Consider the following 21,690-nt stretch of genomic DNA (forward strand, 5'->3'; position numbering starts at 1 on the left):
GGAGCCGCCAGTGCCGCTGCAGCCCATCTCCCGTCGCTCGATGCTCGTCGGGGCGTTCGGGTTGGCCGCCGCCGGGGTCCTCAGTGGGTGCGTCGCGAACAACGGCCCCGTGCCGAGCACCGCGGCCGCCGGGTCGAAGGCCGACATCGGCGAGGTCGAGGGCACGATCCGCTTCGCCTTCTGGGGCGGCAGCGACGGGGAGAACGCCGGGTTCGCGCACGCGAAGAAGGTGTTCGAGGCCCGGCACCCGAAGGCCACCGTCGAGCTGCAGACGCTGCCGTACGACGGGTTCTTCTCCGGCATCGACCGGGGCATCCTGTCGCGCACGGCACCGGACGTGTTCCGGGTGGACTACACGAGCATCGGCAAGTACACCTCGCACGGGGTGCTGCTCGACATCACGCCGTACCTCAGCGCCACCGAGTCCGCCGGGTTCCTGCCCGCACTCCGCGACGCCGTCCGGTTCGAGGGCCGCACCTACGGCGTCCCGCACCAGACCGACACCTCGGCGATCGCGTTCAGCCGCGACGCCCTCGACGAAGCCGGCATCGGCGCGGTGCCCGACCGGCTCGAGGACGCCTGGACCTGGGAGGAGTTCACCGCGGTCGCGACGAAGCTCCGCAAGGCCCTGCCCGACGACAAGTACCCGTTCGCGTACGACTGGACCGCCGCGGGCGCGTACCGCTGGGCGAGCTTCCTCTACCAGGCGGGCGGTTCGCTCCTGACGCCGTCGCTGGAGCACTCAGCGGTCGACGGCGACCCCGCGCGCAAGGCCATGGCCTTCACGCAGCGGTTCTTTGACGAGCGGTGGGTGCCGGCGAACAACACGATCAAGACCACCGTCTACTCGGACAACTTCTTCCTGAACCAGACCGTCGCGATGACGTTCGTCGGCGACTTCCTGGTGCCGGAGCTCGCCGACGCGAAGAACGGCTACCAGGGCGGCAAGTGGGCCACCACGTACATGCCCCGCGACGAAGCCGCCGCGTCGGACCTCGGCGGGAACGCCGTCGTCGCCACCCGTGACACCGAGCACCCGGAGCTCGCGGCCGCGTTCCTCAAGTTCCTCGTGGAGGAGGCCCAGATGCGTGACTTCTGCCAGCGGGCGAACGAGCTGCCGACGCTGAAGAGCCTGGCGGACACGCCCCTCGACTACGCCGTGCGCCCGGACGTGATGGACGTCTTCACGCAGCAGGCCACGACGATCACCGAGACCGCCGTGCGCGAGACCGTCGTGCCCGGGTTCGCCTCGGTCAACACGGCGCTGCAGGACCAGCTCGAGCTCGCCTTCCACGGCCGCGGCACCGACGCCGCGGTGACGGCCATCGACGCCGCCGTCGAGCAGGCGGTGGCAGCATGACCGGCGCGGCCGAGCGCATCGGGGGAGCGACCGCGGGCGGGGCCGTCCGCCGGGGTCCGCGCCGGTCCGTCGGGGGCTTCCGGGGCTCCAGCGGGGCTGCGGCCACCGCGTTCCTGGTGCCGAACGTCGTCCTCATCGTGGTCTTCACGCTGCTGCCGCTCGTCTACGCCCTCGTCATCAGCTTCCAGGACCTCGACTCCCTCGGTGGCACGAGCTGGGCGGGCCTCGGCAACTACGCGCGCCTGGTGACGGACCCGGTCTTCTGGCAGTCCGTCGCGAACACGGGCGTCTTCACGCTGTTCACGGTGCCGGTCGGCATGGCCATCGGGCTCGGCGTCGCGGTGCTGCTCAACGGCGTGCTGCCCGGGCGGGCGGTCTTCCGAACGATCATCTTCCTGCCGCTGGTGGTCTCCGGCGTCGCGACCGGTGTCCTCGGCGCGTGGATGTTCGACCAGAACAACGGCTTCGTCGACGAGTTCCTCCGCTCCCTCGGCCTGCCGCAGATCCAGTGGCAGTCGAGCGGCGGTTGGGCGATGACGGCCGTGATCCTGATGACGCTGTGGCAGCGCATCGGTTTCGACATGCTCATCTACCTCGCCGGGCTGCAGGGCGTCGACCCCGCTGTGCAAGAGGCGGCGACGACCGACGGCGCGAGCGGCTGGCAGCGCTTCCGGCTCATCACGTTCCCGCTGCTCGGCCCGTCGACGTTCTTCCTGCTCGTGATGAACCTCATCTACTCGTTCCAGGTGTTCGACACCGTGTGGGCGATGACCCGCGGCGGCCCCGGCTACGGCACCACCACGATCGTGTCCTACGCCTATCGGGTGGCCTTCGACGAGCACGGCCCGCAGCTGCTCGGGTACGGCGCCGCAGTGGGCATCGTGATCTACCTCGTGACCCTGCTCATCACGGGCCTCCAGTGGCGGTTCAACGCCGGACGGGACCAGACCGACTGATGACCTCCACCACCTGGGACACCGGCGCCGCCGAGCCCGCACCCGCTGCCGCCGCCCGCACCGCCACCCGGGCGCCGAAGAAGCGCCGCGGGCGGCTGCTCTGGCTCCGCCTGACCGTCGCGGTCATCGTGACCGTCGTGATGGCGTTCCCGCTGTACTGGATGCTGCTCACCGCGTTCTCGACCCGGGCCGACCTGTACGCACCGGGGCTGCAGCTCTGGCCGGGGCACTTCACGATCCAGAACTTCGTCCGCCCGTTCCAGGAGTTCCCCGTCTGGCGCTGGTTCGGCAACTCGCTGCTGATCTCCGTCGTCGTCACGGTCATCACCGTCGTCTGCAACCTGCTCGCCGGGTACGCCTTCGCCAAGCTGCGCTTCCGCGGACGCAACGCCCTGTTCCTGGTGCTGCTGTCGACGCTGATGATCCCGCCGCAGGCGATCATCGTGCCGCAGTTCTTCATCTCGATCGGCCTGCACCTGTACGGCGGACTGTGGGCGGTCATCCTGCCCGAGGCCGCGGCGATCTTCGGGGTGTTCCTGGCTCGGCAGTTCTTCCTCGCGGTGCCCGACGAGCTCATCGAGGCCGCCCAGCTCGACGGCGCCGGCCGCTTCCGCACGTTCGTGTCGGTCGTGCTGCCGCTCTGCCGGCCGCTTCTCGCCGTGCTCGTGCTCCTGACGTTCATGGGCGAGTGGAACGCGTTCGGCTGGCCCCTCGTGGCCCTGTCCGGCAACCAGGACCTGTTCACCGTCCCGATCGGCATCGTCGGCACGCTGCAGGGCCAGTACACGTCGGACTACGGCGCGATCATGGCCGTCAACCTGTTCATGATCCTGCCGATCGTCGCCCTGTTCCTGGCGTTCCAGCGGTACTTCGTCGAGGGGCTGTCGCGGAGCGGCCTGCGGTGACGGCGACCGACCCGACGTCCGGTCGGCCAGACGTCGGCCGGCGCGACGCCGCCCGGCCGACGCCCGCGGACGCCCGCCACTGGATCACCGCCGACTTCGCGATGCAAGTGACCGCGATCGAGGAAGTCTCGGGCGGCACCGACGTCTCCGCCGTCGTCTGGCGGTTCGTCGATGACACCGGCGACGCCTGGGCCGCGAAGTGGACCACCCGCACCACCACGACCGGCACGCGCCTGGTCGGCTCGATGGCCGACGCCGGCCTCGACCGTGCTCCGGGCACCGTCCCGACCACGGACGGCCGCCGTCGCAGTCGTCGTGGCGGTGGGCGGCTCGCCGTCTCCCGTTGGTCGGAGGGCGAGGACGCCGCCACGGTCGGCCTCGACCTCGACGGCTGGCACGCCTACGGGGAGCTCCTCGCCGACGTGCACGCGCATGCGTTCCCGCTCCCGCCGCGTCGACAGGGTGCGCGCCGCGGGATCCGTCGCCGGCGGCAGCGGTACCGCGCGGCGATCCGCGCGCTGGACGCCCGGCCCCCAGGAGACGTCCGCGACGACGTCCTCGGCCTGTGGCACGACGCGCGACCCCGGATCGCCCTGCTGCAGCAGGGCACGACGCTCGCGTCGGCAGCGCCCGGCGAGCGCGTGCCGTGCCACGGCGACCCGCACCTCGGCAACGTCCTGGTGGAACCGGACGGCGGGCTGCGGCTGGTCGACTGGGACGAGGCCGTCGTCGCCCCGCGCGAGCTCGACCTGCACCTCGTCGAGTTCAGCGTGCTGTTCGCGCCGGCCGCACCCGACGAGCTCGCCGCGTTCCGTGCCGGCTACGGACCTGTCGACCTCGACGAACACCGCCTGGTCCGGTACGCCTGCGTCCGCGCGCTCGAGGACCTGACGTCGACGATGACGACGGCACTCGACGGCTCCGACGAGGACCGCACCGAGGCGCTCCGCGTCGTCACCGGGATCCTCGCGCCGACCGGCTCGGCCTCACTGGTCGAGGACCGGCTTCGCACAGCGCTGGCGGACGCGGCGACGCGGTCCTGACCCCGGACAGACAGGAGGCTCCCCACCGGTCCGGTGGGGAGCCTCCTGTCTGTCGGCTGGTCGCCGTCTGTCAGCTGGTCGCCGTCAGTGGTCAGTCGTGGCCGTTGATCAGGCCGAGGTAGCGCCCGAAGCGGGGCGTCGGCTCGTCGTGGAGCGCGCGCGGCGTGGGCCAGCAGTCGAGGTCGTCGAGGGTCGCGGTGGAACGGTCGAGGTCGTGGCTCATGGGGTGCTCCTTCTTCGGGGGTGAGGAGTACTACGCCGGACCGGTGTCCGCCATTCCCGCGATGCGCCGCCGTCAGGCGGTTCCCGGGGAACCGGCCGCCGGTTCGCGTTCCCCGGACATCTCGCCACCGAGGAGCGGGAGCAGCGCGGACGCGACCACCTCGGCTCCGGTGGTGTCGTCGTCGACCGCGACCGGTCCGAACCAGGCGTTGCTCGCGAGGACGACCGGGAACGCGCGGGACAGCAGTTCGCGCCCGGCCGGGGTGAGCGTCAGGCGCGACAGCCGCCCGCGACCCGGCTCGGCCCCCCGCACCAGCAGCCCGCGGGCTCCGAGTGCGCCGACCAGGGCGGTCATGCTCTGCGGGCGGACGCCCACCGCTCGGGCGAGCTCTGCCTGGCTGAGCTCCTCGGCCGTGGCGAGCTGGACGAGCACGCCGAACTCGACTGGTGTGAGCTCCATGGGCGCGAGCTCGGTGGCCAGTCGTCGCGCGAGTTCGCGGCCGGCGCGGATGACCGTCCAGGCCGCGACCGCGTCGACGTCGTCACGCGATGCTGCGAACTCCGGGGGCACCGCTAGATCGTAGCGGAGGAGGAGTTACTATCAGCTAACTGATACTGAAGGAGACGACATGGGCGACATCGTGGCAGTCACGGGAGCGACCGGCGACGTCGGTGGCAAGACGGTCGAGGCCCTCCGCGCCGCGGGGAAGACCGTGCGGGCCATCGCTCGGCGACGGGAGCAGGTCGAGGCATTCCGGGCCCGGGGGATCGATGCCCGACAGGCCGACCTCGGCGACCTGCCGGCCCTGACGGCGGCACTCGAGGGCGTCGACCAGGTGTTCCTGGTCACGGCGGCGACCCAGCAGCAGCGGGAGCACGGGGCGGTCGGCGTGCAGGCCGCGCAGCGTGCCGGGGTGCGGGCGCTCGTGCACCTGTCCGGCGGGGACGCCGCGCTGGGGTCGACGATCCCGTGGGCGCGTGCGGTGGCGCAGATCGACGTGGACGTGCGCGCGAGCGGTCTGGCGTGGACGATCCTGCACCCGTCGGGCTTCATGACGAACCTGGTGCCGTCCGGGCCGGCGATCCGCCGCGGGTTCTTCCCGCAGACGATGGGCCGCGGGGTGATCGGCTGGATCGACAGCCAGGACATCGCCCGGGTGGCGGCCCAGGTGCTGACGGATGGCGTGCACGTCGGTGCCGAGCCGGTGTTGACCGGGCCCGAGCTGCTCGACGGCCGTGGGGTCGCCCGGGCCCTGACCGAGGGGCTCGGTCGGCGGGTGCGCTACCTGCACCTGCCGAGCCGGGGATTCGAGGGTGTGCTGCGCGTGACCGGCATGCCCGCGTGGCAGGCGGCGGGGCTCCGTCAGCAGTTCGGCATCGTCGCCCGGCACGGCCTCGACGGCATCGCGGTGCACACGGACCAAGTCGAGCGCATCACCGGGACGCCGGCGCGGTCGATGGCGGACTGGGCGCGGGCGTCGCGGGGGGTGTTGCTGGGGCGCTGACCGAGTTCAGCTCGTCGATGTACCGCTGGTCGAGCGGGAGCTCGGGCAGGGTCCCGGCGTCGGCGGTCTGGTGGCCGATGACGGTCTCGCCGTCGGACTCGTACACGTCGACCGTCCCGGGCTGGTCGGCGCCCGCCGTCTCGGACCAGAGCACCCAGCCCAGGCGACCGTCGTCGGCTCGGCCCGGCACCAGGTCCGGGTGGCCGTGTTGGTTCTCGATCCCGAAGGTCTGCCCCTTCGCGTTGACGCTCCACCGGGACGTCACCGAGCTGGCGTACTGCAGCACGGCGTGCCACCGGGTGCCGGGGGACGACGACACCGGGAACGTGGTCGTGCCGGCGGACGGCAGCTGCCCGTCCACGACGTGCAGTCGGTGCGGCCCGTCGCCGCTGCAGGAGACACCGGCGCCCGTCGTGCCGTCGCCGGTGCTGACCTGCACCATCCCCGAGTCGCTCAGGCAGGTGACGTCGACGATGACCGCTCCCGCCGTCTCCGGCGCCCGGCCGATGTCGACCAGGGCCGGACCGGTCCGGGTCACCGTGGTGGTGGCACCGAGTGCGTCGGTCGCCGTCGACCCGGGCATCCCGGTGACCACGAGCGCGGCGGCACTGGTGGCCAGGGCGACGGCAGCGACCCCGACGACGGACGCGGTGACCCGGGTCCGTCGCTGTGCACGCTGCAGACGGCTGCCACTCGTGCCGATGGCGGCGAGTTCGGCGCGGATCGTGGCAGCAGCGCCGTGGTGCATGTCGGTCGTGGTCGGGTGTCCGTCGTTGCTGGTCATGCGCTGCCTCCTGGTGCCGAGCGGAGTGTGGGGTCGAGGTCGTGCAGGTCGGCACGGAGCCGCTTCCGCACACGGTGCAGGCGCACGCGGGCGGCGGGTGGTCGCAGGCCCACTGCCTCGGCTGCCTGCCACACGGGCATGTCCTCGAGCGTGGTGAGGACGAGCAGTGCTGCGTCGGTCGGGGAGAGCCCGCGGAGGGAGGCCTCGAGACGTTCCCGGACCTCGGCGTCCTCGGGCTCGACGGGGTCCACGTGCTCCTCGTCGCGGGGGAGCCGGTCGAGCAGCTTCCGGTAGCGGGCGGCGGCACGACGGCTGTTCCGGCCGAGGTTCACTGCCGTCACGAGCAGCCACGGCAGGACGGACTCGGCCACCAGCGGCACGGTCTTCCGCTTCCGCCAGAGCTCGTAGAACGCGGCGGCCGTCACGTCCTCGGCGTCGTGCACGTCACCGAGGAGGCTCAGCGCGCGTCGGTAGACCCGCGGTCGGTGCCGGTCGAACAGCTCGGCGAAGGCCGCACCGTCGTTCGACTGGGCCCGCGTCCACAGCGCCCCGTCGTCGTCCTGTTCGTCCTGCACACTCAAGAGTGTCCGACCGGGGAGCCCGCGTTGCACGCGCCGCTGTCGAGTCCGCCTCGGGCTGTGGCACGCTCGATCCTGCAACCCGGGGGAAGAGGGACGACGTGGACGAAGCACTGCTCTACGACCTGTGCAGCCGTGCGCGGCTCATCGAGATCCGGTTGGGCGGGTCGGACGGGGTGTCACGGGGGCTCACGGACCTCATCTCCCGCGCTGCCGACCCCGCAGGTCGGTACTCCCACGCGCAGCTGCTCGCGCTCATGCAGTCCACGCCCCGACCCGTCGGCTTCCGCTACGGCCTCCGCCGACTGGAGGCCCTCACGGCGTGCCGGACCGACCCGCCCGAGGACTTCTCCGATGAGCAACGAGCCGCGCACGCGGCGGCACAGTCGGCGCTCCTCGAAGCCGTCGGCCGGGACTGCGGCGAGCCGCCCCACGGGGTCGTCGCCGTCGCGAGGAACGTTCTGGAACAGTTCGGTCTGCGCTGGTTCTGAGCCCGTCTCCGGACCACACCGGCACGAGAGCGCCTCAACGCGCAGACTGGAGCCATGGCCAGGATCGACCTCCGCACGCGACTGCTCGGCCGACTGCTCAGCGCCGCCTCGGTCACCCGCCGCTCGGAGGAGCAGATCCTCGCCGACCAGCGCCGGGAGATCGGCCACAACCCGGTCGTCGACCTGCTGCTCGGCGGACTCGCCACGGGCGTCGCCGTCCGCGACACCACTGCTGCCGGGGCGGACGGCCCCATCGGCGTCCGCGTCTACCGGCCCACCACGTTCCGCGGCACACCCCCGCTCGTCGTCCTCGTCCACGGCGGCGGTTGGACGTCCGGCTCGCTCGACACCTACGACTGGCTCGCCAGCAGCATCGCCCGGGACGCCCAGGCCGTGGTCGCCTCCCTGGACTACCGCCTGGCCCCGGGCGCGCGCTGGCCCGCCGCCGCCGAGGACTCCTACGCCGCCACCGCCGACCTGGTCGGCCGCGGCCACGAGCTCGGTGCCGACACCAGCCGCCTGGCCGTCGTCGGCGACAGCGCGGGCGGCAACCTCGCCGCCGTCGTCGCCCTCATGGCACGCGACCGCTCCGGCCCGCCGATCGCGTTCCAGGGACTCATCTACCCCGCGACGGACCTGACGATGGCGAGTCCGTCCATCGACGAGAACGCGCACGCCCCGATCCTGACGAAGGCGGACATGCTCGCCTTCCGCGGCCACTACCTGGCCGGTCAGGACCCGACCGACCCGTACGCGTCGCCGCTCTTCGCCGACCTGACCGGCCTGCCGCCGGCACTGGTCCAGGTGGCCGAGCACGACCCGCTCCGTGACGACGGCCTCCGCTACGCCGCAGCCCTCCGGGAGGCCGGGGTCGCCGTGCGCACGACCACCTACGTCGGCATGCCCCACGGCTTCCTGGCCTTCCCCCGGATCAGCCGGGCAGTCCCGCAGGCGCTCGGAGAGCTGACGGCGGAGCTCCGCTCCGCCCTGGCGCTCCCGTGATCGCCACGGTCGGGCACGCCCTCGCCGTCCGCCTGCACGCGATCACCTTCGCGGCCGCCGGGCTCTCCACCGTCCTGATCGCCGTCCTGCCCTCGGGCACGGGTGCTCGGTCCGCCGCAGCCATCCTCGCCGGCAGCCTGACACTGGCCGGGCTCGGCATCATCGCGACCGGCATGTCCGACGAACGACCCCTCCGGCAGGTCCCGCTCGCGATGCCGCTGCTGATGACCGCTGCCGGGGCCGCCGTCGCCAAGACGGTCCTGCTGCAGGCGGGGCGACCACTGCCCGGGGTCCTGGCCGCCTCCGCCGTGGTCGGTCTCGTCGGCGGGCTCGCCGTCGCCGTCGCGGTCGTCCTGCTGCTCGTGGCCCGGTCGCGCCACCGCCTGACGATCGCCACGCTCGTCGGACTCGGCCTGGTCGGCCTGCCGGCGCTCGTCTCGAACGCCCTGCTGCTCGTCCCGGGCGTCGGCCGTGACGTCGACCACGTCGCCACCATGGTCGGCATCGTCGTCACAGGTGCCGGCCTCCTGCTCATCGCGCTCGCCCTGGCTCGTCGGCCGATGGGCACCGCGACGGTCAGCGACGACGCCCGGCAGGCATCCCGCCGCTGACCACGGCGCGCTTCCTGTCGCGCCCCTGGTGCGGATGGCCCCGCGGGCGTACTGTTCCCGCCAGGTGACCCCGGACCCCGGCCGCCGGATCGGAACCACGCATGCAGCGTTCGCCTTCGGCAGCTCGTGCGCTGTGCCGACTCACCTCCCGAGCCGCGGGCCCCGGGAGCAGCGTTGCTCCTGCAGGATCGCCCGCGTGACAGGGCGCACCGTCGCGGGGGTGGCGACGTGCGCTTGAAGCCGGTGGTGTCCTGAACCCGACAGCGCCCCACCGGCTTCCGTCGGCCCGGCGACCGGTCAGCCCTGGGCGGTCGCCCGGACGATGACCTCGCCCACGTCCACCCCGTCGGGCTGCTCGATCGCGAAGGCCACGGCACGGGCGACGGCTTCGGGCGGCATCGCGATCGCGTCCCGCTGTTCCACCAGCGCCGCAGCGACCTCAGCACTCGCGCCCAGCCCGACGCCCTCCGTGTTCGTGAAGCCGGGCGTGACCACCGTGACCCGGAGCGAGGCGCCGGCTTCCTGCCGCAGCGCCTCGGACAGCACACGCACCGCGGTCTTCGTCGCCGCGTAGACGCCCTGCGCCGGCACGATACGGTGCGCCGACGTCGAGGCCGTGTTGACGAAGTGCCCGGAGCCCTGGGCGCGGAACACCGGCAGGGCTGCCGCGATCCCGTTCAGCACGCCGGTCAGGTTGGCGTCGATCATCTGCTGCCAGTCGTCCACGCGGACCTCGTCGAACGGCGAGATCGCCATGCTCCCCGCGTTCGAGAACAGCACGTCGAGGCGGCCGAACTGCTCCTGCGCAGTCACCACGAGCCGCTGCAGGTCCTCGCGCTGCCGGACGTCGATCGGCACCGCGTGCGCCTGACCGCCCGCGGAGCGGATCTCGTCGACGAGGGAGGCGAGACGGTCCGCCCGGCGAGCGCCGAGCACGACGTTCGCACCCGCCGCGGCCAGGTGCCGGGCCGTCGCGGCGCCGATCCCGCTCGACGCCCCGGTGATGGCGATGGTCTTGCCGCTGATGCCGTCCATGGTGGTCTCCTGTCGCAGTAGAGTGGACACCCGTCCACTTCGCGAGAGGCTATCGGACACATGTCCACTTCGTCGACTCCGTCCGGCCGCGCGCTGCGTTCGGATGCCGAGCAGAACCGTGCGCGGATCGTCACCATCGCGCGACTGGCCTTCGCCGAGGACAGCGCCACGACCATGCAGGCGATAGCCCGAGCGGCCGGCGTCGGGCAGGGGACGCTCTACCGGCGGTTCCCCACCCGTGAGTCACTGCTCGCGGAGGTCTACCGCGACGAGTTCGACGAGCTCCTCGTGACGGCCCGCCGGCTCCTCGACGAGCACGAGCCGGTCGACGCCCTGCGCCGGTGGTTCGACGTCCTCGCGTCCTTCGGCCGGATGAAGCACGCCCTCGCCGACGTCCTCGACGCCGTCACCCGCAGCGACCTGCACGACGAGCAGTACGACCGGATCCTCGCCGTGGTCGACGACCTGCTGCAGGCCGGCAAGGACACCGGGGAGATCCGCTCCGACATCGCGCCCGACGAGGTCTTCCCCCTGCTGAGCTTCCTGTGGCACCTCGAGCCGCAGAGCGATGCGCGCACGGCCCACCTGCTCGACCTCGTCGTCGACGCCCTCCGAGTCCCGTAACCGCTCCAGGGCGTCACATCATCGCCGCGGCACCAGCGTCAATGGCCCGGGCTGGCTCCGGCACCGGCCGGGGGAACCGCCAGGTCGCGATCGCTGCAGCCAGCCCGGCGGCCACACGTAGCTCCGCCCGACCAGCCGGCCCGTCTCGTTCAGTCCCCAGGTGTCCACACCACCCACCCTGCCGCACTGCGGCAGCAGGGCGGCGCTCCGTTCCACGATCGGGACCGCACGTCGTCCTGGAGGCTCCCCACCAGCTGGCACCGAGCCTCCCGTCCGGCGGCCGGTCGCCAGTAGGGTCCACCTGTGATCGTCTGGCTGAACGGAACCCACGGTGCGGGCAAGACCACGACCAGTCGGCTGCTCCAGCCGCTGCTGCCGGGATCGCAGATCCTGGACGCCGAGAAGGTCGGCGAGGTCCTGATGGACATCACGCCCGGGCTGCCACCGACGGACAACTTCCAGCACTGGGACCCCTGGCGCCCCCTCGTCGTGGAGACCGCCCGCCGCGTCCACGACTACATCGGCGGCGGACCGCTCATCATGCCGATGACCGTCCTGGTCCAGGCCTACTGGCGCGAGATCCAGGCCGGGCTGGCCGCGTCCGGCATCCCGGTGCGGCACTTCGTGCTGCACGTCGACGGCGCCACGCTCGTCGACCGGATCCAGAACGACCAGGAGCTCGGCCCGTCGACGTTCCGGTTCGCGTACGTCGACGCCTACGCCGAGGCGGCAGCGGGCTGGCTGCACCAGGAGGCCGAGGTCATCGACGCGACCTCGGTCCCCGCGGCCGAGGTCGCGCAGCAGATCGCGGACGCGGTCAGCGACGGCGACTGACGAGCGGCTCGGCCCAGCGGGAAGTCAGGACGCCGGGTTCCGGAGCGTTTCCCGTGGGTACTCGTCGAAGCGCTCCTGGTACGCAGCCGAGAACCGCCCCATGTGCCGGAAGCCGGCGCGGCGCGCGACCTCCGCGACCGCACCGGGTCCTGGGACCAGGGACTGGAGTTCCGTGTGCGCACGATCGAGTCGTGTCTGGCGCACGTACTCCATCGGGGTCCGCTGGAACTCCCGCTTGAAGGCCTCCTGGACACCCCGGACGCTCAGCGACGCGGCGTCGGCGATGTCGTCCACCGTGATGGCCTCGCGCGCGTGGTTCAGCACGAAGTCGAGGGCTGCCCGGATCCGGTCGTCCTGCGCGGAGCGGCGGTCGAGGAGCCGCTCGCCACTCGACGGGTGGAGCACCAGGAGTGCGCGGGCCACCTCGCGGCACGCTGCCGCCCAGTCCGGCGACTCCGCGCCGTGGACGCGGAAGGTGTCGACGGCGTGCCCCAGGCTCCGTTGCCACTGCGCCCGAGCAGCGACCTCCGGGGTGGCTCGACGGTCGAAGGCGGACGCCGTCCCGACGACGTTCTCCTCCGCTGCGACCTCGAGGAGCAGGTCTTTGCTGAGGTGGATCAGGCGCTGGTCCCAGTCCTCGTACTCGAACTGGAAGCGCCCCTCCCTGGGGAGCATCGACGGTGGCGCCCCGGGCTGCAGGCGGGTGATGTCCCTGGCCGTCTGCACGCGTGCTCGGCCTCGCTCGAGCCAGTGCACGACGACGTCGCTGCCGGTCGAGGCGGTGCCCCGGAGGTGTCCGTGCATCTGCAGTCGCCGGACGCTCATCTGCTCGTCCCCGATGGCGACGTACCGGAACCAGAACGGGTCGTCCGTCGGCCGGCAGTTCCACCCGGCACCGTCGTAGATCGGCGCCAGCACCTGCAGGGCCGCGTCAGGTTGCCGACCGGAGACGGACATCAGGCGGATGTCGTGGTGAACGTGATCAGACACGGGAGGTCCGTTCGGTTGTGCAGCATGGCGTCAACCGAGGGCTCGGGGGTCGTGGCGTGACCATACGCCGAAGCACCGCGCGCCACCAGGGCCGGTTGGTCACCGGGCCGGGTCACAGGCCGGGCTGGAGGCTCGGTGCCAGCTGGCACCGGGCCTCCAGTCCGGTAGGTGGTCGCCTCAGACGGCGGTGTAGCCGCCGTCTGCGACGAGAACCGACCCGGTGATGAAGGACGCCGCATCGCTGGCGAGGAAGACGACGCTCGGCGCGATCTCCTCCGGCAGGGCGAACCGCTGCTGCGGGGCGTCGTCGATCCAGTAGCGCTTGAAGTCCTCGCGGTCCACGGGCGCCATCTCCGTCTTCACGTAGCCGGGGGCGAGCGCGTTGACGCGGATGCCGTACTGCGCCCACTCGACGGCCAGGGACTTCGTCAGGTGGTGCACCGCGGCCTTGGACGCGTTGTACGCCGGCTGCCACTGCGGACGGTTCACGATGATGCCGGACATGCTGCCGATGTTGACGATCGAGCCCGAACCGGCCTCGCGCATGTGGGCACCGACCGCGACGGTGGCCTTCCAGAGCGCGCGGACGTTGAGGGTGAACACGGCGTCCCACTCGTCGTCGGTGACCGCGAAGGCCTCGTTGTGGACGCAGGTGCCGGCGTTGTTGACGAGGACGTCGATCGTGCCGAAGGCGGCGAGCGCTTCCTCGGTCATGCGGGTGACCTGGGCGTCGTCGGTGATGTCGGCCGTGATCGTGACGAACTCGTGCCCAGCCGCGGCGGCCTCGGCGGCGACCCGCTCGTTGCGGTCAGCGGAGCGGCCGACGATGGCCACGCGGGCACCGGCCTCGGCGAGTCCGAACGCGAACGCCTTGCCGAGGCCCTGGTTGCCGCCTGTGACGATCGCGGTCTTGCCCTGCAGGCTGAAGGGGGAGGTCATGTGGTGCCTTTCGACGCGTCCGGTCGTGCGGAAGGCTCAGTCCACCACGAGTTCGCGGACCAGGGCCGGGATGCGCTCACGGAACGGGAAGAACCCGCGGGACGCGTACGGCCACGCCGCGCTGTCCCATCGTCGGCGGACGGTGACGAGGGAGACACCCTCGGCGGCGAGGGCGGCACGCAGCACCCCGAGCCGCTCGTGGACCGGGCCGATCGGCGCGTACGGCACCACCACGGTGTCGAGCTGCTCGGACTCCGCCCAGCGCAGGAGGGTCGACGGCAGCGTGTCGGCCAGCACCTGGGCCGGGCGGCCGCTCGCGTCCAGTGTCCGTTCGGCCGCGTCGTCGAGGGCGGTGGTCGTGAAGGCCTCGACGACGTCCGAGACCGCGAAGGGTGAGCGCGCGACCGGGTCTGCGGCGACCGCTGTCGCCATCGGGCGGTCGGGCAGCTGAGGGTGTTCGGCCATCAGGCTCGACGCTTCGAGGTCCTCCTCGTGCAGCAGCAGCCCGACCCGCTCGCCGATGGGCCCCACCACGTCGTCGGACTCGATCGGCGTGCGTGGTGGCAACGGGTCCTCGGAGAGCGCCCGGGCGGTCGTCGCCAGTCCACCCGGCGAGAACCGGCCGTCCGTGTACCGCGCGATGTTCGACGCCGACGCCAGGTAGGTCTTGCCGGCGGTCTGCAGCCCCGCGACCCACCGCCACGACAGCGTGTTCGAGGCCGCGTCGCCGTCGAGCAGGTGGCGGTGGAAGAAGTCGGCGCCGAGCTGCCACGGCAGGCCGAGCGTGAAGACCCAGATGCTCGAGAACCACATGCGCGTGTGGTTGTGCAGGTAGCCCGTGTCGATGAGCTCCCGCACCCAGGCGTCCATCGCGTCGATGCCGGTCCGGCCGTTGACCGCGTCGTCGTAGCCGGTCGGCAGGGTCCCGGTCGCGAACTCGTCGACCTCGCGCCGGTAGCGACGCCACACCTCGGGGTTCTGCTCGAGCCAGCCCTTCCAGTAGGTGCGCCAGAAGACCTCCTGTACGAACTTCTCGGCGGCGGGCAGGCTGTGGCGTTCGAGGACGGCTGCGACGACCTCGTGCTCGGTCACCAGGCGGTGCCGCACGTAGGGCGACAGGCCCGAGACGTTGTTCCGCGATGCCCCGAGGTCCGCGTTGCGGTCGCGGGCGTAGTCGCGGCCGGCGCGGGGGACGAACTCGTCGAGGGCGTCGAGGCCGGCAGCTCTGGTGGGGATGAACACGCCTTGATGATGCAGGGGACCTCCGACGGTGCCGGCGGTCCGGAGCGCTTTCCGAGCAGCGCTCTCGGGGCCGCACTGTCCGGGCTCCGCGTGGCGGACGGCGTCAGGCTGACCCGAGCGCCGCGGCGAGCGCGTCCACGTCGTCGCACTCCAGGAGCAGGATCGACCCGTCCCGCATCCTGAGTTCTGCGGCCGCGCCTCCGCGCTGGAACACGGCAGGCGGTCTGCCCGGAGCGCGACGGACTCCGACACCGCCGTACCCAGCCGGGTTGATGTTGGCCCGAGAGACGGAGGTGATCAGCGCCGCCGACACGGACTTGCGGAGGAATGGCGTCAGCCAAACGACGAGCGTGCCGTTCCGGACCACAACTGAGAGTGTCTGTGTCGCGGCGCTCAACCCGAGCACAATGCCGACACTGAGCGCGACGATCACTGCGCTCGCGTCGGCACCGCCTCGGGCCGACAGTGACGGGATCGAGGCCACGAGGCCACCGGCACTGCCGACCGCAACGATGATGCCGAGGATCACGATCGAACCAGGCGCGCGATGCCGTTTACGGAACAGGGGCAACGGACCTCTCCTCTCGAACTCCACCGCGGAGATCTGGTTGCCACCCTGCCGCTGATATTCCACACGCGCAAGTCGTCCGTATGCGACCTCCCGCTACCGTTGTCCCCGTGATCGCACCGTCGCCGTCCGTGCCCGCCTTCTGGGAAGCCCGCCGCCGCGAGTCCCCCGACCTGCCGGAAGCCATCCCGCTCGCATGGGCCTTCGGCGCGACGCCGGAGCACGCCGACGCCCTGCTCGACCTCGTGCTCCGCGGGGTGAAGGACGGGACCGCGTCCTCGCTGTGGGACTACGAGGAGAGCGGCGACCCGCTGCCCGAGGTCGGCGAGCTCAGCGTCATCCTCGATGGCGCTGGGGAGCCCCGAGCCGTGCTCGTGACCACGAGGATCACCACCGTCCCGTTCGACCAGGTCGACGCCCAGCACGCACACGCCGAGGGAGAGGGCGACCGGACCCTCGCGTACTGGCGGTCCTCGCACGAGCGCTACTGGCGGGAACACTCCGAGAACCCGCGCGGCTTCGCGCCGGACATGCCCGTCGTGTGCGAGCGCTTCGAGCTGCTGTGGCCCCGATGAAGGTCCTGCCGGCGGACGCACCGGAGCGCGCGGAGCTCGAGGCGCAGGGGTGGACCGTCGTCGCCCGCTCGTTCGGCGCGCAGCTCGACGCGCATGCAGCGGATCAGTCTCGGTTGCAGGGCCTGGTTGCTCGGGCCGTCGACGTCGGTCCGATGCGAGAACTCAGCCATGCCGACGTCGACGCCGTGCTGGCCCTCGACGCCCTGACGATCGGTGACTACCCGGGCAGCATCGCGACGCAGCACACGCCGCTCGACCGGCAGCGTGCGACGCCCTCGGAGTCGCGGCGGGCGTTCGGCGTGGTCCTCGAGAGCGGAGAGCTGGTCGCGATGACGTTCGTCGACGTCGACGGCTCGAACGCCGAGTCCGACTTCACGGTCGTCCACCCGGCCTGGCGCGGCCGGGGTCTCGGTGTCGCCGCCAAGGCGGCGTCCGTGCTGGCGCTGCTCGCCGACGGTGTCACGCGGTTCCGGACTGGAGGCTCGGCCGACAACGCCGCGATCCTCGCCGCCAACGACGTGGTCGGCTACGTCCGCGACGAGGAGTGGGTGACGCTCGAGCCCGGCGGTCGCTAGGAGGGCGCGTGGTCGGCGCCCTTCAGGCGCGCGACGATCGCGCCGTGGGGGCGGGGCGTCCCACTCGCAGCGGCGCGAGTGTGCGTCTCGATGCTGTCGAAGCCCGCGCAGCCGGTCACTCGTGGTGGACGAGCCCCGAGCAGGCCGCGAGCGTCGACGACCGGTTCTGCCGCACCGTGTAGTACGACCCGTTCTTGCGGCGGACCTCGGTGATCGTCTGGCACCGCTTCCCGACCGCAGAGACCGAGTTGTCCCCGCTCCCTGTGGCGGTTCGGAACGGCGTCTCGTACAGGACGCCCTTCGTGTTGACGTACATGAGCGCGACCGCCGAGGCGCACTTGTCGGCACCGTGTGGGAAGTTCTTGAGCTGGGCGTAGATCTCCGCGTTCTGGCCCGGATTCCCCTCCGCGACCGTGACGACGCTGACCGCCGTGCACTGGTTCGTCCCGATCTCGGCGTTGACGTTGTTGCCCGTGAACGAGTCTGCAGACGCCGAGAGCGGTGTCGCCAGCGCGAACACCGCCGCGACCACCGCCGTGATGCTGACCTTGACTGCGGTCCTTGCATGCATGTGCTTCCCCCTTCTGTGCTCCAGGATTGGAGCTGGTCGAAGGCAAACAGCCCGGCCCCCGTCGGTGCCATTCGAGGCCCCTCAGGATCGCGCCGAGCTGTCAGTGTTCACTCGCTGGACACCACTCGGGAGACGCCAGCGATCCTGGAGATGGGGGTCGGGCTCCTCGTCACTTCGGTTCGGCGCGATGTACGGCCTGATGAAGGACTGTTCTGCGGACGCTCCGCGTCTGCTCAGGAGCCCCCGACGGAGTGAGACAGCACGGTCTGGTCGTGGTGCCGTGTGCGTCGTTCCGAGATGAGGAAGACGATGAGGAGAACAACCCCGACCAGGACAACAGCGATGTTGCCGAGCTGGGCGAGGGAAGCGAGGCCGCCGGTCACCGGGTGGGTGCCCTGCATGAAGATGCTGGGGTCGGTGCTGGCGTGCAGCAGGATCGGCGCGACGATCGTGCGCGTCACCCGCAACGCGAGGTACATGCAGAAGCCGAAGAAGAACGTGTAGACCATCTGCAGCAGCGTGGGTCCGAGTGCCTGACCCGTGAAGAGGTTGCTCCCGTGCAGGAGGGCGAACAGCGCCGCGGAGACCAGACCGACGGCGACCTCGGAGTGCCCCGAGGACCGCATGATGCGGACGACGTGTCCGCGCGTGAGGAGTTCCTCGGAGAAGCCGATGACGAGTCCGGCGAGCAGCCACGCAGCGACCCAGTCGAACCCTGCTGCGGAGTAGTCGATGCTCGCGAACCGCAGCACGTTGAACACCAGCACGACCCCGATCGCGATCCACATCCACCGTCGCCCGCGGATCGACTGACGCTCGAAGGTGCTCCGCAGCCATCCGACGGTTGCCCCGAACCCGACCAGGACGAGGCCGCCGATGAGGACCGGGACGGCGATGAGCACGAGCACGTAGCTGGTTGAGTCCTCGTCGCCGATGTACGGCACGAAGGGTGCCATCAGCAGGGAGGCCGGCTCGTAGATCGCGAGGTAGCCGACGGCGAGGACGAGTGCTTTCCACCACCGCCCGTCATTCCAGAAGCGTGCCCATCCTGATCGTTCAGCAGTGGTGTTCATGGCCGTCTCCCCTGGTCCCCACTGCAGACGTTGCTGTGACGAGATCGAAGGCCCCGGCCGGTCGTTCCGGCGCCTCTGAGCGCACTCTGTGCGCCGCCTCTAACCTAACTGCTCCGCTCACTTGTCGTCCACGGCGCTCCCGTCTCAGGCCGTCTCACTCACCGAGCGACTGTTGAGACTGGTGGGGGAGCGAATCTCAGTGAAAGCACGCTGGTGCGGGCACGGTCTTCAAGCGGACCATGAGCACGTCTGTGGAAACGATTCCGGAGACGGACGGGAACAGTCATGAACATTGCTGACAGCACGGTCCTCATCACCGGCGCCAACCGCGGCCTCGGAGCAGTCTTCCTCGAGAAGGCCCTTGCGCGGGGCGCCTCGAAGGTCTACGCCGCGTCGCGCACGCCTGGGACATGGGAGGATCCGCGCGTTGTCCCGCTGCGCATCGACGTCACGGATGAGCAGACCATCCTCGACGCGGCTCAGATTGCCGACGATGTGACCGAGATGTCTACCGAGTTCGTGGGCTTGGTCCCCATGATCGAGGCAGACTTCGCCGTCAACGCGGTCTACGACCAACTGGAAGCAGGTCGTTACGAGATGATCGTGGAAGACACCGGACTCGACATGAAGCAGCTCCTGGCACTCCCTCCTGAGGAGATCCCAGCGGCGTTCGGTGGCCTCCAGGGCTGAGAGCACGGACCCCGATGAGCCTGTCACCGATCTGGTGGGCAGGCTCATCTTGCTTGTCCGCGCTCCTTCGGGAGCTGCGCCCCGGGCCCGGTAGGCCATCGCCCATCGACGTGTGCGCTTCTCGTGCAATCGGGTCTTCGCCGTCTTGCGTTCATCACGTCCGCAGCATCTGGGGAAGAACCGGGGCGGATTCCGCTGTCGGGTATGTAGTCGGGTCCGATTGCGAGGTGACGGCGAGGTACTCGATCGGCAGCCACGACTCGGGCTCGGGTGCTTGTCGCTGTCGCGGCCCGCGGAGGCCGAACCATCGCCGCCCGACGGGCGGGGTCGCGGGGGTCAGCAGTCGTGCGAGGTCGGCCCGATCGGCCGGCTCGATCGCGGACCGGTGGAAGAGGCCACTGTCGTGGCGTTGCACCGAGCCGAACGAGAGGTGCGGGCCGATTTCGTCGGCGTAGTCGGTGCCGAACCACGACAGCCACGTCGGTGTCGGCGGCAACCCCTTCCAGATGCCACGAGGGCCGAGACCGAGCTCGCGTTCGGCGGACGTCGGAGACCAGAGCTGCCGACCGGACCACTCCGCGCCGTGCAGGACCGAAGCGGATGCGTACACGGCATCGATCCGACTGGCGAACGCGGCGAACAACCGCACGACGGATTCGCGGTGACGGACGTCGTCGAGGGCGTTCGCGAAGATCGTCAGAGAGTGGGACGTCACCACCGCGTCCTCCCAGAAGGACGAGCCGAGGCTCCCGTCTGCCACCGAGCCGCTCCCCGTCCACCAGGTCCTGGCACCAACCATCGGCTCTTCGTTGAGGGAGGTGATGAACGCTTCCGCCCCACCGGGTTCCCACCGGTGCTGAAGCGGTTCCGTCGTGCCGTACCGGCGAGGAAGCGCATCCGGGAAGTACCTGCGAGCGAGTTCGATGAACGTCTCCGCGGTTGATGTGAGGTCGAGTCCGCCTGTGCGAACCCACCAGTTGATGTTGAGGGTCGTGACGATCGCGCCGCGAGATGGCTTCGCTGGCCTGCTGGTTCCGCGGCGGTGGATCTCGTCGGTCTGAACGTCGTGCACGGCTCCTCGCATGGCCATGGCGATGCGTTTGGCGGCCCGGATCGCGTGCGGCACTTCGGAGTCCGCCGACCCTTCGACATGGACGACGACCAAGGACGTCGCGCCGAGCAGGACTGTCGTGACCTCCTCTGGGACATCCTCGGGCTCGATCCGCTCGGGCTGCTCGACGGTGAACGAGTAGCGGCGACGAGCGCCGCGAACGACCGTGAACGACGGCGAGTCGTCCTCGACAACCAGATCGGTGACGAGCGCGGCCGCCCGCAGCGCCGCAGGGTCCAGCTCGTCCCCGTACACGTACAAGTCGTACGACATCGCTCATCGCCCCCTCGGTGATCATGACTGTAGGGGCGTCATCGGCTCTGCTGCATCGACACGACCGTCGTCGGGGACAAGTGTGACGTCATTGTCATCCCGCCTGCTCCCGATGCGCCCTTTCGAGATCCATCGTCGACGACGCGTGACAAGGTGCTGACTCCACGATTCCGCCAGTGTGCCTCTTGCCGGCCCGAACTGGCCCGGCGTCCATGCAACAGGCCACGACCTGACCGCCGATGAGGTCCGAGCCCGACTGATCGTCTGGCGATCGGACACCTCGCGACGCACGAAGACGCAGCCGACCCTGGTCAACGTGACCCGTCCGTGCTGCCGAACAACGTGTTCGTGTCCGTGTTTCAGAGACGTTCGGTGGCAGTCAGACACGGTTGCTGGCGGACGACGACAGTGTGAACGCTCGCGGAAGTTGTCGCCCAAAGCCGCCGTAGTCGGCGGGTGGCCGAATAACTTGTCGCCGGCGTGGCTCAGATAATCTGTCGCTCCGAGCAACTCCGCGTCAGCGCTGGGATCGAGGGGTGGTTTGCAGGCAGGGGTGTTCTCGTATCGCTATGCGGAGTCCGCTGCGGAGCGCCTGTCCGGGACTCGGCTCGGGGCCCTCGCCTGAGCGCGGCAACGACGGCACGTGTGCGCGCCGCACCGATCCGGCTGCACGTCGCCCCTAGAGTGAGGAGCACTCGACTCATGGAGGCTCGGATGGAACGAATCATTCTCGACGCGGACGGCAAGCCCTGGTTCGCGGTGGAGGTCGATGGCGTGGAGAGCCCGCTGCGCGGTGGGATGCACACCACGATCGAGAACGCTGCGTCCGGACTCGAGGATGTCGGCAAGGTGATCGCGAAGTCCTGCACCGACATCATGGCCACGCTCCGCACCGAGCTGGGCGCCGCCGCACCCGAGGAGGTCGAGCTGTCCTTCGGCGTCACCCTGAGCGGTGAGGCAAGCATTCCGTTGGTGAGCAAGGCCTCCGGCGAGGCAACCTTCGGCGTCCGCATCCTCTGGAAGCCCGAGGCCGGTAAATAACTGCGGAACAGACGCACAGACTTACCACGACGGACCAGACCCTTGTATTTACGGCTTCTTCCGGTGGTAAATCTCGGTGCCATGTGTGAGCA

At 70.7% G+C, this 21,690-nt stretch carries 27 protein-coding genes; 15 read left to right on the top strand and 12 right to left on the bottom strand.

What is annotated here, in order from left to right:
- Positions 1-10 precede the first annotated feature (10 nt).
- The 4 genes from ITJ68_RS01085 to ITJ68_RS01100 are packed head-to-tail and all read left to right on the top strand — an operon-like array spanning position 11 to position 4,264.
- Entirely contained in the window at positions 11-1,360 is a 1,350-nt protein-coding gene (locus tag ITJ68_RS01085; protein ID WP_194659526.1) for an ABC transporter substrate-binding protein, read from the top strand.
- Positions 1,357-2,316, top strand: coding sequence for a carbohydrate ABC transporter permease (locus ITJ68_RS01090; protein WP_194626683.1), 960 nt, complete (start codon positions 1,357-1,359; stop codon positions 2,314-2,316). The genes ITJ68_RS01085 and ITJ68_RS01090 overlap by 4 nt, the downstream gene beginning before the upstream one ends.
- Positions 2,316-3,221 (top strand): carbohydrate ABC transporter permease, encoded by a 906-nt coding sequence (locus tag ITJ68_RS01095; RefSeq protein ID WP_194659527.1) that lies wholly within the window; start codon positions 2,316-2,318, stop codon positions 3,219-3,221. Before ITJ68_RS01090 ends, ITJ68_RS01095 begins: the two co-directional genes overlap by 1 nt.
- Positions 3,218-4,264 (top strand): aminoglycoside phosphotransferase family protein, encoded by a 1,047-nt coding sequence (locus ITJ68_RS01100; RefSeq protein WP_194659528.1) that lies wholly within the window; start codon positions 3,218-3,220, stop codon positions 4,262-4,264. The genes ITJ68_RS01095 and ITJ68_RS01100 overlap by 4 nt, the downstream gene beginning before the upstream one ends.
- Positions 4,265-4,355: 91 nt before the next feature.
- Here the strand turns inward: ITJ68_RS01100 and ITJ68_RS19295 are convergent, their stop codons facing one another.
- Both ITJ68_RS19295 and ITJ68_RS01105 read right to left on the bottom strand, forming a co-directional pair.
- Positions 4,356-4,487, bottom strand: a complete 132-nt coding sequence (locus ITJ68_RS19295) for a hypothetical protein (RefSeq protein ID WP_267238433.1) — start codon at positions 4,485-4,487, stop codon at positions 4,356-4,358.
- Between the two features lie 72 nt (positions 4,488-4,559).
- Entirely contained in the window at positions 4,560-5,057 is a 498-nt protein-coding gene (locus ITJ68_RS01105; protein WP_194659529.1) for a MarR family winged helix-turn-helix transcriptional regulator, read from the bottom strand.
- Between the two features lie 58 nt (positions 5,058-5,115).
- Here ITJ68_RS01105 and ITJ68_RS01110 point away from each other — a divergent pair, with 58 nt between their 5' ends.
- Positions 5,116-5,991, top strand: a complete 876-nt coding sequence (locus ITJ68_RS01110) for an NAD(P)H-binding protein (protein WP_194659530.1) — start codon at positions 5,116-5,118, stop codon at positions 5,989-5,991.
- Here the strand turns inward: ITJ68_RS01110 and ITJ68_RS01115 are convergent.
- Complete coding sequence (locus ITJ68_RS01115) at positions 5,921-6,775, bottom strand: hypothetical protein (RefSeq protein ID WP_194659531.1); 855 nt, start codon at positions 6,773-6,775, stop codon at positions 5,921-5,923. The two genes, ITJ68_RS01110 and ITJ68_RS01115, sit on opposite strands and share 71 nt — an antisense overlap.
- Positions 6,772-7,350 carry an RNA polymerase sigma factor gene (locus ITJ68_RS01120; RefSeq protein WP_194659532.1) on the bottom strand — a complete coding sequence of 193 codons (579 nt, stop codon included), beginning with the start codon at positions 7,348-7,350 and terminating at the stop codon, positions 6,772-6,774. Before ITJ68_RS01120 ends, ITJ68_RS01115 begins: the two co-directional genes overlap by 4 nt.
- Before the next feature lie 104 nt (positions 7,351-7,454).
- Between ITJ68_RS01120 and ITJ68_RS01125 the strand changes: the two genes are divergently transcribed.
- Genes ITJ68_RS01125 through ITJ68_RS01135 form a run of 3 tightly spaced genes read left to right on the top strand, consistent with a single transcriptional unit; the run spans position 7,455 to position 9,457 of the window.
- The gene (locus ITJ68_RS01125) at positions 7,455-7,844 is read left to right on the top strand and encodes a hypothetical protein (RefSeq protein ID WP_194659533.1); all 390 of its coding nucleotides are present in this window, start codon (positions 7,455-7,457) and stop codon (positions 7,842-7,844) included.
- A gap of 54 nt (positions 7,845-7,898) precedes the next feature.
- The gene (locus tag ITJ68_RS01130) at positions 7,899-8,846 is read left to right on the top strand and encodes an alpha/beta hydrolase (protein WP_194659534.1); all 948 of its coding nucleotides are present in this window, start codon (positions 7,899-7,901) and stop codon (positions 8,844-8,846) included.
- Positions 8,843-9,457 (top strand): hypothetical protein, encoded by a 615-nt coding sequence (locus ITJ68_RS01135; RefSeq protein ID WP_194659535.1) that lies wholly within the window; start codon positions 8,843-8,845, stop codon positions 9,455-9,457. The genes ITJ68_RS01130 and ITJ68_RS01135 overlap by 4 nt, the downstream gene beginning before the upstream one ends.
- A 297-nt stretch (positions 9,458-9,754) precedes the next feature.
- Here ITJ68_RS01135 and ITJ68_RS01140 read toward each other — a convergent pair whose 3' ends face one another.
- Positions 9,755-10,492: an SDR family oxidoreductase gene (locus ITJ68_RS01140; RefSeq protein WP_194659536.1), complete on the bottom strand. Its 738-nt coding sequence runs from the start codon at positions 10,490-10,492 to the stop codon at positions 9,755-9,757.
- A 60-nt stretch (positions 10,493-10,552) separates the two neighbouring features.
- On the opposite strand from ITJ68_RS01140, the gene ITJ68_RS01145 reads away from it, so the two are divergent.
- Both ITJ68_RS01145 and ITJ68_RS01150 read left to right on the top strand, forming a co-directional pair.
- Complete coding sequence (locus ITJ68_RS01145) at positions 10,553-11,116, top strand: TetR/AcrR family transcriptional regulator (RefSeq protein ID WP_194659537.1); 564 nt, start codon at positions 10,553-10,555, stop codon at positions 11,114-11,116.
- A 303-nt stretch (positions 11,117-11,419) separates the two neighbouring features.
- A complete protein-coding gene (locus ITJ68_RS01150) occupies positions 11,420-11,950 on the top strand; it encodes an AAA family ATPase (protein WP_194659538.1) in 531 nt (176 codons plus the stop codon).
- A 24-nt stretch (positions 11,951-11,974) separates the two neighbouring features.
- Here the strand turns inward: ITJ68_RS01150 and ITJ68_RS01155 are convergent, their stop codons facing one another.
- The 4 genes from ITJ68_RS01155 to ITJ68_RS01170 form a co-directional block, all read right to left on the bottom strand.
- Entirely contained in the window at positions 11,975-12,940 is a 966-nt protein-coding gene (locus tag ITJ68_RS01155; RefSeq protein ID WP_194659539.1) for a helix-turn-helix domain-containing protein, read from the bottom strand.
- Positions 12,941-13,117: 177 nt separating this feature from the next.
- Entirely contained in the window at positions 13,118-13,879 is a 762-nt protein-coding gene (locus ITJ68_RS01160; RefSeq protein ID WP_194659540.1) for an SDR family NAD(P)-dependent oxidoreductase, read from the bottom strand.
- Positions 13,880-13,915: 36 nt separating this feature from the next.
- Positions 13,916-15,121 carry an FAD-binding domain-containing protein gene (locus tag ITJ68_RS01165; protein WP_194659541.1) on the bottom strand — a complete coding sequence of 402 codons (1,206 nt, stop codon included), beginning with the start codon at positions 15,119-15,121 and terminating at the stop codon, positions 13,916-13,918.
- A 103-nt stretch (positions 15,122-15,224) separates the two neighbouring features.
- Positions 15,225-15,692 carry a hypothetical protein gene (locus ITJ68_RS01170; protein ID WP_194659542.1) on the bottom strand — a complete coding sequence of 156 codons (468 nt, stop codon included), beginning with the start codon at positions 15,690-15,692 and terminating at the stop codon, positions 15,225-15,227.
- A gap of 80 nt (positions 15,693-15,772) precedes the next feature.
- Between ITJ68_RS01170 and ITJ68_RS01175 the strand changes: the two genes are divergently transcribed.
- Both ITJ68_RS01175 and ITJ68_RS01180 read left to right on the top strand, forming a co-directional pair.
- Positions 15,773-16,264, top strand: coding sequence for an ASCH domain-containing protein (locus ITJ68_RS01175; protein ID WP_194659543.1), 492 nt, complete (start codon positions 15,773-15,775; stop codon positions 16,262-16,264).
- Positions 16,261-16,839, top strand: a complete 579-nt coding sequence (locus ITJ68_RS01180) for a GNAT family N-acetyltransferase (protein WP_194659544.1) — start codon at positions 16,261-16,263, stop codon at positions 16,837-16,839. Before ITJ68_RS01175 ends, ITJ68_RS01180 begins: the two co-directional genes overlap by 4 nt.
- Positions 16,840-16,954: 115 nt before the next feature.
- Here ITJ68_RS01180 and ITJ68_RS01185 read toward each other — a convergent pair whose 3' ends face one another.
- A complete protein-coding gene (locus tag ITJ68_RS01185) occupies positions 16,955-17,410 on the bottom strand; it encodes a hypothetical protein (protein WP_194659545.1) in 456 nt (151 codons plus the stop codon).
- 233 nt (positions 17,411-17,643) lie between these two features.
- Complete coding sequence (locus ITJ68_RS01190) at positions 17,644-18,483, bottom strand: CPBP family intramembrane glutamic endopeptidase (RefSeq protein WP_194659546.1); 840 nt, start codon at positions 18,481-18,483, stop codon at positions 17,644-17,646.
- A gap of 285 nt (positions 18,484-18,768) precedes the next feature.
- Here ITJ68_RS01190 and ITJ68_RS01195 point away from each other — a divergent pair, with 285 nt between their 5' ends.
- A complete protein-coding gene (locus ITJ68_RS01195) occupies positions 18,769-19,173 on the top strand; it encodes a hypothetical protein (protein WP_194659547.1) in 405 nt (134 codons plus the stop codon).
- Between the two features lie 154 nt (positions 19,174-19,327).
- Here ITJ68_RS01195 and ITJ68_RS01200 read toward each other — a convergent pair whose 3' ends face one another.
- Positions 19,328-19,888, bottom strand: coding sequence for a hypothetical protein (locus tag ITJ68_RS01200; protein WP_194659548.1), 561 nt, complete (start codon positions 19,886-19,888; stop codon positions 19,328-19,330).
- A gap of 327 nt (positions 19,889-20,215) precedes the next feature.
- Between ITJ68_RS01200 and ITJ68_RS01205 the strand changes: the two genes are divergently transcribed.
- Positions 20,216-20,578, top strand: coding sequence for a hypothetical protein (locus tag ITJ68_RS01205; RefSeq protein ID WP_194659549.1), 363 nt, complete (start codon positions 20,216-20,218; stop codon positions 20,576-20,578).
- 693 nt (positions 20,579-21,271) lie between these two features.
- Complete coding sequence (locus ITJ68_RS01210; RefSeq protein WP_194659550.1) at positions 21,272-21,598, top strand: CU044_2847 family protein; 327 nt, start codon at positions 21,272-21,274, stop codon at positions 21,596-21,598.
- The last annotated feature ends 92 nt before the right edge of the window (positions 21,599-21,690 follow it).

The organism is Curtobacterium sp. VKM Ac-1395 (genome assembly GCF_015350975.1).
Lineage (GTDB): Bacteria > Actinomycetota > Actinomycetes > Actinomycetales > Microbacteriaceae > Curtobacterium.

Coding starts and splice junctions, on each gene's coding strand:
- ITJ68_RS01145 (WP_194659537.1), top strand. CDS start 10,553: ATGTCCACTTCGTCGACTCCGTCCGGCCGCGCGCTGCGTTCGGATGCC.
- ITJ68_RS01115 (WP_194659531.1), bottom strand. CDS start 6,775: ATGACCAGCAACGACGGACACCCGACCACGACCGACATGCACCACGGC.
- ITJ68_RS01180 (WP_194659544.1), top strand. CDS start 16,261: ATGAAGGTCCTGCCGGCGGACGCACCGGAGCGCGCGGAGCTCGAGGCG.
- ITJ68_RS01140 (WP_194659536.1), bottom strand. CDS start 10,492: ATGGACGGCATCAGCGGCAAGACCATCGCCATCACCGGGGCGTCGAGC.
- ITJ68_RS01175 (WP_194659543.1), top strand. CDS start 15,773: ATGCGACCTCCCGCTACCGTTGTCCCCGTGATCGCACCGTCGCCGTCC.
- ITJ68_RS01110 (WP_194659530.1), top strand. CDS start 5,116: ATGGGCGACATCGTGGCAGTCACGGGAGCGACCGGCGACGTCGGTGGC.
- ITJ68_RS01090 (WP_194626683.1), top strand. CDS start 1,357: ATGACCGGCGCGGCCGAGCGCATCGGGGGAGCGACCGCGGGCGGGGCC.
- ITJ68_RS01130 (WP_194659534.1), top strand. CDS start 7,899: ATGGCCAGGATCGACCTCCGCACGCGACTGCTCGGCCGACTGCTCAGC.
- ITJ68_RS19295 (WP_267238433.1), bottom strand. CDS start 4,487: ATGAGCCACGACCTCGACCGTTCCACCGCGACCCTCGACGACCTCGAC.
- ITJ68_RS01160 (WP_194659540.1), bottom strand. CDS start 13,879: ATGACCTCCCCCTTCAGCCTGCAGGGCAAGACCGCGATCGTCACAGGC.
- ITJ68_RS01195 (WP_194659547.1), top strand. CDS start 18,769: ATGAACATTGCTGACAGCACGGTCCTCATCACCGGCGCCAACCGCGGC.
- ITJ68_RS01095 (WP_194659527.1), top strand. CDS start 2,316: ATGACCTCCACCACCTGGGACACCGGCGCCGCCGAGCCCGCACCCGCT.
- ITJ68_RS01185 (WP_194659545.1), bottom strand. CDS start 17,410: ATGCATGCAAGGACCGCAGTCAAGGTCAGCATCACGGCGGTGGTCGCG.
- ITJ68_RS01210 (WP_194659550.1), top strand. CDS start 21,272: ATGGAACGAATCATTCTCGACGCGGACGGCAAGCCCTGGTTCGCGGTG.
- ITJ68_RS01190 (WP_194659546.1), bottom strand. CDS start 18,483: ATGAACACCACTGCTGAACGATCAGGATGGGCACGCTTCTGGAATGAC.